This window comes from Micromonospora sp. DSM 45708, assembly GCF_039566955.1.
Classification (GTDB): domain Bacteria; phylum Actinomycetota; class Actinomycetes; order Mycobacteriales; family Micromonosporaceae; genus Micromonospora.
The window spans coordinates 4,476,566-4,492,709 of record NZ_CP154796.1 but is presented as its reverse complement, the minus strand read 5'-3'; the positions used below and the strand labels follow the sequence as shown (position 1 = coordinate 4,492,709).

The window sequence follows — 16,144 nt, the reverse complement described above, 5'->3', positions numbered from 1 at the left end:
GACGATGGCTGTCCGTCAGGTCGTCGACCACGAGGGGACCGCCCGTGTACCTGTCGACCGTGTCCCGGCCGGTGACCGGCCCGCCGGCCGCCGGCCGGCCGCGCCGTCGTCTCGCCGGGGTCGGTGGCACCGTCCTCGCGCTCGGCACGGTCAGCCTGATCACCGACGTCTCCGCCGAGATGGTCACCGCGGTGCTGCCGCTCTACCTGGTGCTCGGGTTGAACCTCAGCCCGCTGGCGTTCGGCGTCCTGGACGGCGTGCAGACCGGGGCGACCGCCGTGCTGCGGGTGGCCGGCGGCTTCCTGGCCGACCGGTTCCGCAGGCGCAAACTGGTCGCGGGCGTCGGCTACACGCTCTCCGCGGTGGCCAAGCTCGGGCTGCTGCTCGCCGGCCGGTCGGTGCCGGCGATCGGCGCGGTGATCGCGGTGGACCGGCTCGGCAAGGGCGTCCGCACCGCCCCCCGCGACGCGCTCATCACGCTGGCCACGCCGCCCGAGGCGCTCGGCCGGGCGTTCGGGGTGCACCGCGCCATGGACGCGGTGGGCGCGTTCCTCGGCCCGCTGGCCGCGCTCGCGGTCCTGTTCGCCGTCGGACCCCACTACGACGCGGTCTTCGTCGCCAGCTTCTGCGTCGCCGCGCTCGCCGTCGTCGTCCTCGTGCTGTTCGTCCGGGAACACGCGCCGGCCGGCCCGACCGGTGACGTCGACGGGCAGCGGGTCACCGCGCGGGAGGCGGCCGGCCTGCTGCGCGACCGGTCGACCCGCCGCCTGGTGCTGGCCGCCGCGCTGCTCGGGCTCGCCACCATCGGCGACGGCTTCGTCTACCTGCTCCTGCAACGGCGCGAGGACGTCGGCCTGCGGTGGTTCCCGCTGCTCGCGGTCGGCACCAGCCTGGCGTACCTGCTGCTGGCCGGACCGCTCGGCGCGCTGGCCGACCGGATCGGCCGGCTGCCGGTGGTGGCCGGCGGCTACCTCGCGCTCGGCCTGGCGTACCTGCTGCTCGCCGGCCCGGCGCACGGCTGGCCGCTGCTCGTGCTCACGCTCACGCTGCACGGCGTGTTCTACGCGGCCACCGACGGGGTGCTGATCGCGTTCGCCGGGCCGGTCCTGCCGGCCCGGATCCGCACCACCGGCATCGCGCTGGTGCAGACCGGGCAGGCGATGGCGTACCTGCTCTCCTCGGTCCTGTTCGGTCTGGCCTGGCAGGTCTGGGGCCCGCGCGCGGCGAGCGCCGCCGCGGCCGGGGCGGTCGCCGTCGCGCTGCTGGTCACCGTGCCCCTGCTCGCTCCCCTCCAACGGAGGTCGCCCCGATGATGTCGATGCGCGTGAAGCTCGCCACGCTGGCCACCGCGGTGGTCGTCCTGGGCACGCTGGCCGCCGGATACCCGGTTCTGTCGGCCCGGTCCACCCCGACACCGGCGTCCGCCGTCGACCGGGCGGTCACGCTCCACCCCGGGCCCCGGCTGCTCGCGGTCACCGACCGGCACGTCTCCACCGCCGCGCTGGCCGACCCCGCCGGAGCGCGCGCCGTGTCCGACCGCGAGTGCCTGCGGGTGTACGCGGCGGCCGGGACGGGCGTCTGCCTGGCCCCGAGCAGCCCGTGGTCGTACCAGGTGGTGGTCCTCGACGCCGAACTGCGCCCGGTCCGGCGCCTGGACGTGCCGGGACTGCCCAACCGGGCCCGGGTCTCGGCGTCGGGCCGGATGGTCTCCTGGACCACCTTCGTCGGCGGCGACTCCTACACCAGCAGCGGCTTCTCCACCCGTACCGGTTTCCTCGACACCCGCACCGGCTCGGTGGTCGCCTCCCTGGAGGAGTTCGCGGTGCGGCGCGACGGCCGGCCCTACCGCAGCGCCGACGTGAACTTCTGGGGCGTCACGTTCGCGGGCGACGACAACGTCTTCTACGCCACCATGGCCACGGCCGGGAAGCGGTGGCTGGTGCGGGGCGACGCCGCCGCCCGGACGGTCGAGACGGTACGGGAGAACGTCGAGTGCCCGTCGCTGTCGCCGGACGGCACCCGGCTCGCGTTCAAGGAGGCGGTCGACGCCGACCCGGCCCGGGGTTGGCGGTTGTCCGTGCTCGACCTGCGTGCCATGCGGGTCACCGCCACCGCCGAGCGCGCCAGCGTCGACGACCAGGCCGCCTGGTTGGACGGCGGGACGCTTGCCTACACGCTGCGCCAGGACGACGGCCGTCCGGACGTCTGGTCGGTGCCGGCCGACGGCTCCGGCGCGCCCCGGCTGCTGCTGCGCGGTGCGGAGTCGCCGTCCCCGCTGACCTGACGCCCGGCCGCCAGCAGTAGCCCGACGGCGGCCAGCACCGCGCCGACCACGGCGGCCCAGCCGGCCAGGCTCGTCGGGATGCCCAGGTAGACGGTGATGCCGAGGATGCGGGACAGCCCCCACGGCAGCAACGCCATCTGGTCGTTCCACACGGTCAGCGCCCGCTCCAGGCCGATCCACGCGACCAGCCCGGCGAGCACCGCGAGCGGCACCCCGGCGGCGGTGAGCGTCAACCCGGCGGCCCGCCGGCGGATCATGCCGTACCGGTCGCGCAGCACCAGCGCGGTCGCCACGAACAGCCAGCAGAACGCCGCCACCGCGACGGTGAGGTAGACCGACCGCCGGGCCGGCGCGGTCCAGAACACGAACCAGTAGCCGCCGGGCCCGCGCCCGGCCAGCACTGCCAGCAGCAGCACGCTGCGCAGCAGCGCCACGCCGCCGAGGACCGCCCACAGCCCGAACGGGTCCCGCCGCCCCACCGCCAGGCGTGCCACCAGCGCGAACAACGCCCACCCGCCGAGCGTGACCAGCAGGTGTGCGGGCGCGGCGAACCAGGTGAACACCAGTCGGCTCGCCACCAGCACCACGGCCGGGACCAGCCAGACCAGCATCCGGTCCAGCCGGGCCGCCGGCACCGGCAGCGCCGCCACCCGCCACGGCCGCAGCGCGCCGAGCAGCAGCGCCCGCGCCGCCGCGCCGCCCGGCCCGCGCCCGCGCAGCCCGAGCGCCACCACGGCCACGACCAGGACCAGCAGTGCCCGTGCCGCCCAGGCCATCGCCGGGTCGCGGTCCGCCCGCCGCGCGCCGAGGTCGGCCGCCGTGAAGCGGTACGCCGGCAGGTCGACGTCCCCGGCGTAGCGCTGCCGGTGCCGGTCCCGCGCCTCGCGGTAGTCGCCGGCGGCCGACCGCCACTGCGCGTACGCGGTGGCGGAACCGGTGTCCAGCCACTGCGCGTGCCGCAGCACCATCGTCCGATAGGCGGCCAGCGTCACGAACAGGTCGACCTGGTAGTCGAGCGTGTCGACGAACCGTGCCCGCAGGGCGGCGTCCCGCCACGTCGCCGGGTCGGTGCCGGCCACCAGCTCCCGCATCCGCCGGGCCGTGGTGACCGCCGCACCGCCCTCGGCGACCGCCGCGTCGACCCGGTCGCCGGTGACCGCGTAGATGCTGTCCAGCGCCGCGGAGTCACCGGTCGGGATGTCCCACTCGAAGATCCACATCATCGGTGGTGGTTCCAGCCCGAGCGCCCGCACCGACGTGTCCGCGTACGGGCCGATGTAGAGGCCCGTGGTGACCGCGGCCCGGGACAGCGCCATGGCCTGCCCGATCGCCGCGACAGTGGCCGGGTCGGCGGAGAACGTCCGGTACGCCCAGTCCGCCGTCACCCGCGCCGGATCGGTGTCCGGGTCCCAGGCCAGCCGCGCCACCGCGTACGTGTTCAGGTCGTAGAGCTGCCAGAAACCGGCGCGCAGGTAGAGCGACATCGGCCCGGCGCGCAGCGGCCCGCCGTCCTGGGTCCAGTTCCACACGCCCTCGACGTGCGGGTTCGCGGCGAGGAACGCGCGCAGCGCCGCCCGGTGCAGCGGGCCCAGGTCGTTGGGCAGCGCGCCGAACCCCTCGAACTCGCGCCGCGCCTGGAACTCCACGATCCGCCGGTGCGTGCCGCCGCGCAGCGTGGTGTTGAACGGCAGGTGGCTGTAGAAGTCGCCGAGCGAGTACTTGGTGGACACGATCAGGTGCGGATCGTCGAACGCGCCCAGCACCTCGGCGTACGCGTCGGGGTTGGTGTGCAGGTCGCCGACCGCGCCCACGCCCACCGTCCAGGTGCGGAAGATGACCTCCTTGTCGGCCGTGGCCGCGGTGTCGAGCAGCGCCCGCAGCATCGCGCGGACGCCCTCGGCGGTGGTGACCGCGAGCGTCGAGCCGTAGTCCCAGCCGCTGCCCGCGTACACCTCGCCGCCCTCGCCGACGCGGACCATCAGGCCGGCGACGAACGGCATGTTCGCGAACAGCTCGGCCAGCCCGGCCCGGTAGACCGCCCAGAGCCGGGGGTCGGTGGTGTCCAGCCCGCCCACGGTCCGGTCCAGGTACGCCTCCAGCGGCGGCGACACCGCGAGCATGTCGGTGAGCAGGAAGACCCTCAGGCCCATCTCGGCGGCGTACCGGAAGACCGGCCCGAACGCCGTCACCATCGCGCGGGCCCGGTCCACGTGCGGGTCGCCGGCCGGGTAGACCGCGTGCCCGTCGCCCACGCCGGCGAACGTCACGTACTCCAGGAAGCCGGGCACCACGACGCCGTTGTAGCCCTGCGCCACCGCGTGGTCGACGAACTGCCGGAACTGCGCGTCGATGCGCGCCACCGCCGCGGCGTCCACCCACGGCGCCCGGGGCAGCACCGCGGGCGTGACCACGTCGGTGTTGAGGCGGTAGTCGTCGCCGGCCGCGAACGCGGCCCGGTCCGGCTCGCGCCCCACCGAGCCGGCGTCGGTCAGCCGCAGCCCCAACCGGGGCGTCACCGGCCGGCCGGCCTCCGCCGCCGGCAGCACGTCGACGCCGGAGCGGATCCGGTCGGCCAGCCGGTAGAGCCCGGCCGCGACGCCCGCCAGGTCGCCGGTGACGGTCAGCTCCGCCGGGCGGGCGTCGATCCGGTACGACTCCGGGGCCCCGCCGGAGCGCAGTTCCGCCCGCAGCGTCGTCACCGTCGCGGTGATCGTCTTGTCCGGGCCGGTGCTCGTGTTCGGGTCGGTTCCGTGCGGACCGGTGGTGTCGGTGCCCGTGTGTGGAGGTGGTCCGGTCCGGTCCGGCGCGGTCGGGGTGACCGTGGGGCGGGGGCGGCCCCGCGCGGCGAGCGCGTCGGCCACGGCGGCGGCGGCCTTGACCGTGCGGAGTTGGTCCGGCACCACGATCGAGGCCAGCGGCGGCACCGGGGCCGGCGTCCGGGGTGGCGCGGCGGCGGCCGTCTCACGCGGCACGTCGGCGGGGGAGTGGCTCAGCCCCAACGCGTCGTCAACGCTCCAGGCGACGCCCGCGCCGAGCAGCAGTACCACCACGGCGGCGGCGACCAACGGGTACGGACCCCGAACCTGAGCCACGCTCGCATCGTAGTGGCGTCGGACCGCCCGCCCGCGTCACCGGACCCCGATCGTGCCTTGTGGCGGACCCGACGCCGGACAGGATCAGTCGTGGCGGTGACGCACGATGTGGTCGATGTGGCGGAACGTTTCCTCGCGGTCGTCGACGCTGATCGAGTCCCACAGGTCCGCCAGCCAGTAGAGCGAACCCGACAGCATCCAGGCCCACCCGCGTACCCAGGTCGCCTCGTCGAACCCGAGCGCCTCCCGGTACGCGGCCCGCGCGCGGGCGTCGAACAGGCTCCAGCCCGGCCGCACCTCGACCGCCGGATCGCCCCGGCCGAGACCGCCGAAGTCGATCACTCCGGTGAGCCTGCCCCGGTCGACCAGCAGGTTGCCGCCCAGGAGGTCACCGTGCAGCCATACCGGCGGTCCGGGCCACTCGTCCACCGCCATCGCCTCGTCCCACGCGGCGGTCACCGCCCGCCGGTCGATCCGGTCGCCCAACGTCGCGATCGACCGGCGGGTCAGCTCGTCCCGCTGCACCAGAGGTACGCCGCGCTGGATCCCCTCCTTGACCGGCCCGCCCATCGGCTCGATCCCGATCATCGCGTGCACGAAGCCGGCGAGGTCGACGGCGAGGTCGACGAGGTCCGGCCCGGCTTCCGGATTGCGCCCGTCCAGCCAGGGGACGACCGACCACGGCCACGGATAGTCCCCGCCCGGACGGCCGACCGCGACCGGAACCGGTACCGGTACCGGTAGGTGCGGCGCCAGTCGCGGCAGCCAGGTCGCGTCCGTCGTCACCTGGTCGACCGCCCACCCTGCTCGCGGCAGGCGCGCCGTCAGGGAATCACCGAGCCGGAACAGCGCGTTGTCGGTGCCGGTCAACGGCTGCGCGACGATCGGCAGATCCGACCACTCGGGGAATTGCTCGTCGATCAGCGCGCGCACCTGCTGGACGGTGACGACGATCTCTCCTGGGCGCACCGCCCGACCGTAGAGCCGTCCCGCCGTCCCGCCAAACGAATTCGGGTCGCGGCGCACCGCGCGCGGGGTGCTCGACGCGGACGCCGGCCGGGAACCGCACGCGGGCAGGACCGCCGCAGTCCGTCGACCTCGTCGGCGAACATCAGCGTGGGGTCGAAAGCCCATCCCGCCGGCCAGGTCCCGCCCGCTCCGGCCTCGCTGACCCGCGCGGGTCGACCGGTGTGGCCGACCCGCCGTGCCACGCCCGGGCGCCCAGCCCGGTGCGGCCCGTGCCGTACTTGTCGAAGCGCAGGCTGACGATTCCGTCGCGCGCCAACGCGTCGGCGAGTTTGGCCAGGGTGTGCGGGGTGAGTGCGGGCGGCTGGTCGCCGTTGCGGTCGGTGGGGCCGCTGCCGGGCAGCAACAGCACGGCCGGCATCTTCCGCCCCCGGTGGTGGGCGGGGATGTGCAGGCTGCCGTACGTGGCCATGACATCGGTCCTTTCGACAGGCCCGGCGGCGCAGGCCGCGGGGCATGGTGGGGCACCGGCGCACGCGCGTTCCGGGTGTTCGCGTTCGCGCAGCATGTGGGCTAGTTTCGGCAGCGTGAGCGAGGTGGCGAGCGTCCCCGTCGAGACGCAACTCGAGGCGTACCGGTCGGAGCTGACCGGCTACTGTTACCGGATGCTGGGCTCGGCCTTCGAGGCCGAGGACGCGGTGCAGGACACGTTCGTCCGGGCCTGGCGCAACTTCGACCGGTTCGAGGGGCGCTCCGCGCTGCGGACCTGGCTGTACCGGATCGCCACGAACGTCTGCCTGAACATGACCGCCAGCGCGCAGCGCCGGATCCGGCCGATGGATCTCGGTCCGGCCGGCAGCGGCACCGCCGCCCATCCCGGCGAACCGCGCCCGGAGCAGATCTGGGTGGGCCCGGTGCCGGACGACCGGGTCCTCGCCGAGTCCGGCGACCCGGCCGACGTGATCGCCGGGCGGGAGTCGGTCCGGCTGGCGCTTGTCGCGGCGTTGCAGCACCTCCCGCCGAAGCAGCGGGCCGTGCTGATCCTGCGTGAGGTGCTGGCCTGGTCGGCACAGGAGGTCGCGGACCTGCTCGACACGTCGGTGGCGAGCGTCAACAGCGCGCTGCAACGGGCGCGGGCCACGCTCGCGTCGGCCGGCGCCGACACCGACGTGCGCCGGCCGCTGGACGAGGAACAGCAGGCGTTGTTGGCCCGCTACGTGCGCGCGTTCGAGTCGTACGACCTCACGGCGCTCACCGAGCTGCTGCACGAGGACGCGACGCTGTCGATGCCGCCGGTGCCGTTGTGGCTGCGGGGGCCCGACCACATCACGGCGTGGATGACCGGCACGGGTCACGGCTGCCGGGGGTCCCGGCTGGTGCCGGTGGCGGCCAACGGCATGCCGGCGTTCGGGCAGTACCGGCCCGGGCCCGCCTCAGGGCACGTGCCCTGGTCGCTGATCGTGGTGGGGCTCTCCGGCGGTCGGATCACCTCGCTCAACCACTTCCTCGACACCGACCGCCTGTTCCCGCTCTTCGGCCTGCCGGACCGCCTCGACGAGGGTGTCGGCGAGCCCCAGCAGGCCGGCCAGGTCGCGTAGGGCCGCACCGGCCCCGCGGGTTTCCCACCGCCACCCGAACCGCGTGGCGGTCAACCGGAGCCGGGCCAGCGTCTCGATGGTGACCAGGTCGGGTCGGGTCACCGCGGACACGTCGCAGATCACCACGCCCCGGTCGCGGCCCCGTAACGCCTCCGCCAACTCGGCGCAGCGAACCGCGACGTCCGCGCGGGTCGGCGTCGTGCCGGGCAGGCGGAGCACGAGGGTGGTCACGCGGATCAGACCGGCGTACGCCCGGGTTCTCATCGGACCCCGGTCGGGTCCAGGGGGTACCGGCGGTGTGCCACCACCCGAGTCCTTCTCGGACACGTGCGGGTCGGCGCAATTTCTGCCGGTCATCTTGCCGAACGCAGTTACATCGACGTTAACTGCTATACCAATCATCGGTGGGCGGCTATATGATCCCCGGTAGCTCGCCCCGTAGCCTCACGAAACCGCAGCTCCAGCACGCTTCAGGCCGCGTTCCGCACCAGGTGCTCCGCAGCGCGTCACGCCCGGTGGCCGGCCCGATCCGCCGCGTCGAAAATGTCGCGGTAATTGCCGGCGCTGCACCCCAGCCTGCCGGAAAGGTGGGAATGGATGACCGTGATCCCGTCCTTGGTCATCGGCATCGCGTCCACGGCGGCCGAACGCCGGCAACTCGCCCAACTGTTGGGCGGCACCGAGACGTTCCTGATCGTCTCCAGTGCCCATCAGGCGCGCCGGTTCCTCGACCTGGTCCGCCGCCCGGCGGTCCCGCCGCCGGCCGTCAGCCCCGCCTCCGACAGCGACGTGCCGGCCGACCCCCGCACCGGGACGCCGGCCCCGCGGGCTGAGTCCCGGACCGGGACGCCGGCCCTGCCGGTCGACCCGTCGGCCGGATCGGCCGGGCCGCCCGCTGGTTTCCCGACCGGGTCTCCGCGCGATCCGTCGGCCGGGCTGCCCGTCGTTCCCCCGACCGGGTCTCCGCTCGATCCGTCCGCCGGCCCGCCCGCCGGTTCCCCGGCCGCGTCGTCGGCCGAGGTGGCGGACCGGTCGCCGGTCGACTCGTCCGGGCCGGAGCTGGCCGTGGACTCCGACCGGCGGGTGCTGCGCTGGCGGGAGCGGGAGGTCGGGCTGACGCCGCTGGAGCACGACCTGTTGGTCTGCCTCGCCGGCCTCCCGGGCCAGGTGTGGACGTACGCCCGCCTGCACCGTGCCGTCTGGGGCAACGACCACCTCGGTCGGGGCTCCGACATGCACTCCGTGGTCCGCCGCATCCGCCACAAGCTGGCCCGCCTGAACGCCCCGACCACGATCCACGCCGTCCGAGGCGTCGGCTTCCGCCTGACCCCCTGAACCCGCCACCCCGCTCCTCGTTGATCAAGGAGTTTGCGTCTGTTCCGGTGCCCCGGCAGACGCAAACTCCTTGATCAACGCTCAGGCCGCGGGGGCCGGGTGGGGTGGGGTGGGGTGGGGTGGGTAGTGCTCGATCGGCGTGCAGACGGGGAGCGGCCCGCCCAGTGCGGAGCACCGGGCGGGCCGCTCCCCGTCATGGCTGCGTCAGCAGCGGGTGGGGGAGAGGGTGAAGTCCTCGACGGTGGGCGTGTTGGAGTTGATCTTCGTCGGGCGCGTCTGGGGCTTCCAGCCGTCCTTGGCGACGATCAGCGTGAGCGGGTTGTTGCGCCGGTCCATCCAGTAGGCGTACCGACCGTCGGCGTCCGTGGTGAAGGTGTACGAGCTCGCCCAGGAGTCGACCTGCACGGTCGCGCCCGGCAGCGGGGCGGTGGCACCCTGGCAGCTCCGGCCGGAGACCGTGCCGGACAGCTTGCCCCAGGTGGTCGGCGGCTGCGCGACCATGGTGACCGCCACCGGCGCCACCGCGTACGGGGTGTTCTCCTTGATCGCGACGGACGCCGAGTACGTGCCCGGCTGGTCCACGTTCGCGGTCATGCCGACCGTGACCGTGACCTTCGCGCCGGGCGCCAGCGTGACCTTCGACGTGTCGACGGTCAGCCAACTGACGTCGGCCGAACCCTCGGCGCACTCGCCGAAGCCGGGCAGGACCTCACTGTCCTTGGTGGCCGTGAAGCCGCCCGACGAGCCGCCGACCTTGTAGAACCCGCAGGCCGCGCCGCCCCGGTAGCGGGGTGCGTTGGCGTTGGGCAGGTTGGCCCAGGAACCGGTCGCCGGGTCGAACGCGAAGCCGGCGTTGGTGATGGCGCCGCCCTGCGACCCGCCGACGACCAGCAACTTGCCGTTCGCCACCGCGTACGAGGCGGCCCAGTTGTCGGCCGGCGCGTCGGCGATGGCGGTCCAGGCGTTGGCGCCCGGGTCGAACGCGTAGCCGGCCTTCTGCGAGGTCGTGCCGTCGTTGCCGCCGGTGCAGTAGACGGTGCCGTCGATCCCGCCGCAGGACAGGAACGCCACCGACTTCGGGTAGGCGGGCAGCGTCTGCCACGCGTCCGCGCCCGGGTCGTACCGGACGACCGAGTTGGACATCGGCAGGCAACTGGCCGTGGTGCAGCCGCCGACCGCGTACAGCTTGCCGTCCGCGACGGCCTGGCCGGCGGCCGACCGGGGCGCCGGGTTGCTCGCCTTCGCGGTCCAGGTGTTCGCCCCCGGGTCGTACGACCAGGTGGTGCCGTCCGGACCGGAGGCGCCCCAGCCGCCGGTGGCGACGATCCTGCCGTCGATCACGCCGACCGTCATGGCGGTACGGGCGCCGGGCAGGTCCGCGATGGCGGTCCAGGTCTGCGCGATCGGGTCGTACCGGTAGTTCTTCGTGCTGGACGTCGTCCCGTCGCCGCCGCCGATGGAGTAGACCTTGCCGTCGACGGTGACGACCCGGTTGTCCATCACGTTCGCCGGGTAGCCCGGCACGGCGGTCCACGGGTCCGCCTGGGGCGCGACCGACGCGACCGACGTCGAGGACTTGCCGGACGAGCGGGCCGCGAACGACGTCGGCGCGGTCAACCGCTGCGCCGGTGCGCCGGTCGAGCCGAGCAGCGCCTGCTCGGAGAGCTGGGACCCGTCGGCGCGTTGCAGCACGAACCCGCCGTCACGCTCGGAGAACTCCACGTCGACCGGAGCCCCGCCGGTGTTGGTGACGGTGAACGTCTTGCTGACCTTGCCGCTGGGCATCCGGGCCGTGCCGGTCAGCGACGTCGGCTGCACCGACAGCCGGCCGGCGGCCAGTTGGAACGTGGCCGTGGTGGCCCAGTCCGTCTCGACAGTGACCTGCTTGGTCTGGCTCACGTAGTTGCCGGCGCTGGCCGTGAACGGGTGCGTGCCGGTCAGCGACGAGAACATCCAGTAGAAGCCGTCGGGCAGCTCGGTGTCGTCCGGGGTGGCGACCGTGGTGGCCTTCTCCGCCGGGCGGTCCTTGCTGGTCACCGTCGCGCCGTTGACGTAGCTGTTGTCGTTCTTGTCGCGCACGTGGCCGAGCACCAGGCCGCCGTCGACCGGCTTGCAGACGAGCTTGCTGCCGATCAGCACGTTGTCGACCTCCCACCACCACTCCCAGCTCGCGTCGTAGTAGTGGAAGCGGACCCGCACCTGCGACTGGTTCGCCGCCTGCGGGATCGGCACCTCGGTCACCTTGCCGCGTACGTCGGCCGCCTGCCGGAGCACGTTGCTCCAGGTGGTGCCGCCGTCGAGGCTCAGGTCGACGTCCGCGCGGTCGCTGTTCAGCCAGTTGTAGTCCTGGTTGAACCGGATCACCGGCGCGCTCACCCCGGTCAGGTCGACCACCGGGCTGACCAGCGAGGTGTCCTGCTTCCCGCCGTTGCCGTAGTTGTCGCTGTCGATGATGGCGAAGTTGCCGCTGCCGCCGGTGAGGTTGCCGCGCTCGCCCGCGTCGGTGAACTCCCAGACCTGGCCGGACCCGGCGTTGTCCACCACCGACCAGCCGTCCGGCACGCCGGTGCCGTCGAACGTCTCGTACTCACCGTCGGAGCTGACGGTGTAGCCGGGGGCGGTGGCGCACTTCTCCGGGTCCGCCGGCACCGCCACGTTCGCGGTCAGGTTTGCGGTGCCGACCGTGACCTCCTTGGTGACGGTGAGGTAGCCGGCGTACTGCGGCTCGATCGTGAGCCGGTAGGTCGACCCGGCCGGCAGCTTCAGGCTGTAGCGGCCGGTGGCCGGCGTGGTGTAGTCCGAGATCGGCGTGCCCGCCACGCTCACCTTCGCGTAGAGCGGCCAGCCGTGGCCCGACCCGTCGGTGACCTGCCCGCTGACCGTCACGCTCGCCACCGCGGTGAGCACGACGTCGAGCGTGGTGGTCGTGTTCTTGGTGACGGTCGCGGTCAGCGTGCGGCTCGCGTACCCGAACGCGGAGACCACCACCTGGTAGTCGCCGGCGGGCAGCAGCGAGGAGTACGTCCCGTCGGCGCCGGTGGTCAGCGTCCGGTCCGCCGCGCCGGTCAGGGTGACCGTCGCGCCGGCGACCGGGGCGCCGGCCGCGTCGGTGACCTTGCCGGCCAGCGTGCCGTTGTCCCCGATCGGGGCGGCGGCGAGCAGCGCGAGCGCGTCCAGCCGGCCCTCGCCGTAGACGTTGTTGTCGTCCGCGGTGCCGCCGCACTGCGTGTCGGCCTTGTCGACCGCCGTGTCGTTGAGCAGCGCGCGCGTCGCGGTGACGTCACCGACCAGGGTGGGCGCGGCGGACCAGAGCAGCGCGATCGCGCCGGCCAGGTGCGGGGCCGCCATCGAGGTGCCGCTGGCGCTGGCGTAGGAGTTGTCCGGCACGCTGGAGCGGACGTTGACGCCGGGCGCGGAGATGTTCGGCTTGATCTCGCCGTTCTGCCCGGTGCCCCGGGACGAGAAGCTGGCGATGTTGTTGTTGACGTCGTACGCGCCGGTCGAGTAGTTGCTGGCCAGGCTGCCCGGCGAGCCACTGGTCTGGCAGGCGGGGCCGTTGTTGCCGTTGGACCAGACGCCGAAGATGCCGGAGGCGGTCCACGCGTTGGTGACGTCCTCCATGAACGGCTCGTTGGACGGCGCCGTGGTGCCCCACGAGTTGTTGATGATGTTGGGCCGCTTGCTGGCGTCCGGGTTCTGCCCGGCGAGGTCGGTGGGCTCCAGCATCCACTGCCCGGAGGAGATCAGCGCGGCGTCGGTCGGGCAGCACCCGTTCGCGGCGATCCACTTGACCTCGGGGGCGACGCCGATCTGGTTGGCGCCGTCCGCGCCGGCCATGGTGCCCATCGTGTGGGTGCCGTGCCCGTCGGAGTCGCACGGCCCGTCGTCGCACTCGCCGGCCGCGTCGTACCAGTTGTAGTTGTGGTCGAACGTGCCGTCGCCGTTGTTGCCCCGGTACGCGTTCACCAGCGCCGGGTGGTCGAACTGGACGCCGCTGTCGATGCTGGCCACGGTGATGCCGGCGCCCTTGACGCCGTACTGCGACCAGACGTCGTCGGCGTTGATGTTGGCGATGCCCCACTCGACGGCGTTCGTCGACTTCTCGTCGGTGCCCGCGACGGTCTCCGGCAGCTTGTACTCGACCGGGGCGTAGATGCCGTCCACCTCGGTGTGCGCGGCGAAGTTCTGCGCCATGGCCAGCGAGCCGCCGGTGACCTTGATGGCGTTGGTGGCCCAGAACGTCTGGTACGTCGTGCCCGAGCGGTCCAGCTCGGCGCGGATCTTCGCCTGGCTCTCGGCGGCGGTCTTCCGCAGGGCCGCGGCGACCGCGGTGCCCCGCTGGTTCCAGTCCTTGACCGCGCCGGCCCGGCCCAGGTCGGCCCGGTCGCCGAAGTGGATCCAGAAGTCGCCCTCGCTCTTGCCCTGGAGCTGCCGGGTGAGCTCGGGACGGATCTTGTCGCCGGCCGACACGCCGGCGGCCTGCGCCTGCGCCGGGTTTCCGGTGGCGGCCAGCGCGGTCGCGGCGAGCACCAGGGCTGCGCCCGCGCTCACCAGCCGCCCGGCCAGGCCCGTTCGGTGTGGACGTCTCAGCATCGGTGCTGCCTCCTCCGATGACCCGCGCATGATCGAGCCATGACAGAAGGGCCAGGAGACTGCGCTCCCGACTGGTCACACCGGTTTGAGAAACCCCCCAGGCCCCCTGGGCGCCGTGCGGGTCTACGCCGGCCACCCGAGTGGACACTATGATCGACACCAACGGGCGATCAATGACCGTACGTAAGCAACTTGTCACCAACAGGTCCCCGGATCGGGTGGCCCGGTTGACAGTCACTGTCACGGTGGGGGGCGGCGTGACGACGGACGACCCGAGCGCGACGCCCGCCGGCGCCGATCCGGCGGGGCACCACTTCTCGCTGGTCATCGGCGTGACGCCGTCGCCCGCCGAGCGGCTCCGCCTCACCGAGCTGCTGGACGGCGTGGCGCCGCTGCTGCTGGTCGCCGACCTGGACGAGCTGCGTGAGCTGATCGCGCCCGAGGCGGATGTCAGGCCGGGGCCCCCGCCCCACGTCCGGGCCGACGGCGCGCTGGTGATCGACGCGGCCCGGTCCACCGCCCGCTGGGGGGACCGGGAGGTCGCGCTCACCCGGCTGGAACGCGACCTGCTGGCCTGCCTGACCGCCGAGCCGGTACGGGTGTGGAGCTACGCGGAGCTGCACCGCGCGGTCTGGCACGACGCGCCGACGCAGCGCCGCGCCGACGTGCAGTCCCTGGTCAAGCGGCTGCGCCGCAAGCTCGACGAGCTGGGCACCGGCGTCACCGTCGTCGCGGTACGCGGCGTCGGGCTGCGGCTCACCGACCACCGCCGTCCCGGGGTCCGGGGCGGTTGACGCACACGATTCCGTTCGACGTGAAAGGGGCATTACCGAAACATGTCACGCTGGCGTTGGCTCCTGGCGGACCAGCTCGGTCCCCACTTCCTCGACGACGACGCGCAACGCGTCCTGCTGGTGGAGAACCGGTCGGTGTTCGCCGCCCGCCCAGTGCACCGGCAGAAGGCGCACCTGATCCTGTCGGCGTTGCGGCACCGGGCCGCCGAACTCGGCGACCGGGCCCGGCTGGTGCGCGCCGACACGTTCCGGGCCGCGCTCACCGACCTGCGCGAACCGGCCGAGGTGGTGCACCCGTCGTCGCGGGCGACGCTCGCGTTCGCGCGTAGCGTCGACGGGCTGGCCGTGCTGCCGCCGCGCGGCTTCGTCACCGACCGCGCCGACTTCGCTGCCTGGGCCGACACCCGGCGCGGCCGACTGCGGATGGCCGACTTCTACCGGTACGCGCGGAACCGGCACGACGTGCTGCGGGACCTGCCGCCGCCCACCCGCCGGCCCCGCCCCCGGACGACTGTCGAGGTGCCGCCACCGCCGCCGATCGTCGAGGACGACATCGACGCGCAGGTCCGCCGGGACCTCGACCGCTGGCAGGACGAGGGGATCCGGTTCGTCGGCCGGGACGCCCCGCGCCGCTACCCGGCCACGCACGCCGAGGCGCAGGCCCGGCTCGCGCACTTCCTCGACCACCGGCTGTCCGCGTACGCCGAGTCCGAGGGCGTGCTCAGCGACCGCGACGGGTTGCTCGCGCACAGCGCGCTGTCGTCCTCGTTCAACCTCGGCCTGCTCGACCCGGAACCGGCCATCCGGGCCGTCGAGCGCGCCGGCCGCGCCGGGACCGCGCCGACCGCGGCGGTGCACCGCTTCGTGCACGGCCTGTTCGGCTGGCGCGAGTTCCTGTGGCAGCTCTACTGGTACTTCGACCCGCGCTTCCGGGGCGCCGGCTGGCTCGCCGCCACCCGACCGCTGCCGGAGTGGTTCGACCGGCTCGACGCGGACGCGGTGGAGGCCCACTGCCTGGCCGACGTGCTGGCCGGCGTGCGGGACACCGGCTGGGCGCACCAGACCGCGCGGCTGACCGTGCTCGCCAACTACGGCCTGCAACGCGGCTGGCGCGCCGCCGAGCTGGCCGACTGGTTCCGGCGCAGCTTCGTCGACGGCACCGACTGGATCATGAACGCCACCGTCATCGGCATGAGCCAGTACGCCGACCTGGCCCGCATCGACACCCGGCCGTGGGCGTTCGACGGCGGCCACCTGGACCGGATCGGCGCCCACTGCGGCGGCTGCCGGTACGTGCCGAAACAGGCGCTCGGCGACGACGCGTGCCCGTACACCGGCGGGTTCGAGGCGTTCCTGCACCGCAACCGGGAACGGCTCGCCGGTGACCCGCGGCTCGCCGCCGAGCTGGCCGAGCGCACCGACCCGCAGCGCCGCGACGCGGTGCTGGCCCAGGAGGAGAAGCGCGGCGACGAGGCGCCCTGA

Annotated in this window: 10 protein-coding genes; 6 read left to right on the top strand and 4 right to left on the bottom strand. The window is 73.8% G+C overall.

Going from position 1 to position 16,144, the window contains the following annotated elements; genetic code table 11:
- Positions 1–44: 44 nt before the first annotated feature.
- Together VKK44_RS18955 and VKK44_RS18950 are read left to right on the top strand one after the other, a co-directional pair.
- Positions 45–1,313: an MFS transporter gene (locus tag VKK44_RS18955; protein WP_343442452.1), complete on the top strand. Its 1,269-nt coding sequence runs from the start codon at positions 45–47 to the stop codon at positions 1,311–1,313.
- A complete protein-coding gene (locus VKK44_RS18950) occupies positions 1,310–2,284 on the top strand; it encodes a TolB family protein (protein ID WP_343442451.1) in 975 nt (324 codons plus the stop codon). Before VKK44_RS18955 ends, VKK44_RS18950 begins: the two co-directional genes overlap by 4 nt.
- On the opposite strand, the gene VKK44_RS18945 is transcribed toward VKK44_RS18950, so the two are convergent.
- The 3 genes from VKK44_RS18945 to VKK44_RS18935 form a co-directional block, all read right to left on the bottom strand.
- Positions 2,170–5,376 (bottom strand): hypothetical protein, encoded by a 3,207-nt coding sequence (locus tag VKK44_RS18945; protein WP_343442450.1) that lies wholly within the window; start codon positions 5,374–5,376, stop codon positions 2,170–2,172. The genes VKK44_RS18950 and VKK44_RS18945 overlap by 115 nt on opposite strands.
- A gap of 84 nt (positions 5,377–5,460) precedes the next feature.
- Positions 5,461–6,345 (bottom strand): aminoglycoside phosphotransferase family protein, encoded by an 885-nt coding sequence (locus VKK44_RS18940; protein WP_343442449.1) that lies wholly within the window; start codon positions 6,343–6,345, stop codon positions 5,461–5,463.
- Between the two features lie 142 nt (positions 6,346–6,487).
- On the bottom strand, positions 6,488–6,814 hold the full coding sequence (locus tag VKK44_RS18935; RefSeq protein WP_343442448.1) for a hypothetical protein: 327 nt from the start codon (positions 6,812–6,814) through the stop codon (positions 6,488–6,490).
- 94 nt (positions 6,815–6,908) lie between these two features.
- Between VKK44_RS18935 and VKK44_RS18930 the strand changes: the two genes are divergently transcribed.
- A complete protein-coding gene (locus VKK44_RS18930; RefSeq protein ID WP_343442447.1) occupies positions 6,909–7,940 on the top strand; it encodes a sigma-70 family RNA polymerase sigma factor in 1,032 nt (343 codons plus the stop codon).
- 597 nt (positions 7,941–8,537) lie between these two features.
- Complete coding sequence (locus tag VKK44_RS18925; protein ID WP_343442446.1) at positions 8,538–9,275, top strand: winged helix-turn-helix domain-containing protein; 738 nt, start codon at positions 8,538–8,540, stop codon at positions 9,273–9,275.
- Between the two features lie 204 nt (positions 9,276–9,479).
- Here VKK44_RS18925 and VKK44_RS18920 read toward each other — a convergent pair whose 3' ends face one another.
- A complete protein-coding gene (locus VKK44_RS18920; RefSeq protein ID WP_343442445.1) occupies positions 9,480–13,868 on the bottom strand; it encodes a S8 family serine peptidase in 4,389 nt (1,462 codons plus the stop codon).
- A gap of 257 nt (positions 13,869–14,125) precedes the next feature.
- Between VKK44_RS18920 and VKK44_RS18915 the strand changes: the two genes are divergently transcribed.
- On the top strand, positions 14,126–14,662 hold the full coding sequence (locus VKK44_RS18915) for a winged helix-turn-helix domain-containing protein (RefSeq protein ID WP_343442444.1): 537 nt from the start codon (positions 14,126–14,128) through the stop codon (positions 14,660–14,662).
- Between the two features lie 42 nt (positions 14,663–14,704).
- Positions 14,705–16,144 (top strand): cryptochrome/photolyase family protein, encoded by a 1,440-nt coding sequence (locus VKK44_RS18910; RefSeq protein ID WP_343442443.1) that lies wholly within the window; start codon positions 14,705–14,707, stop codon positions 16,142–16,144.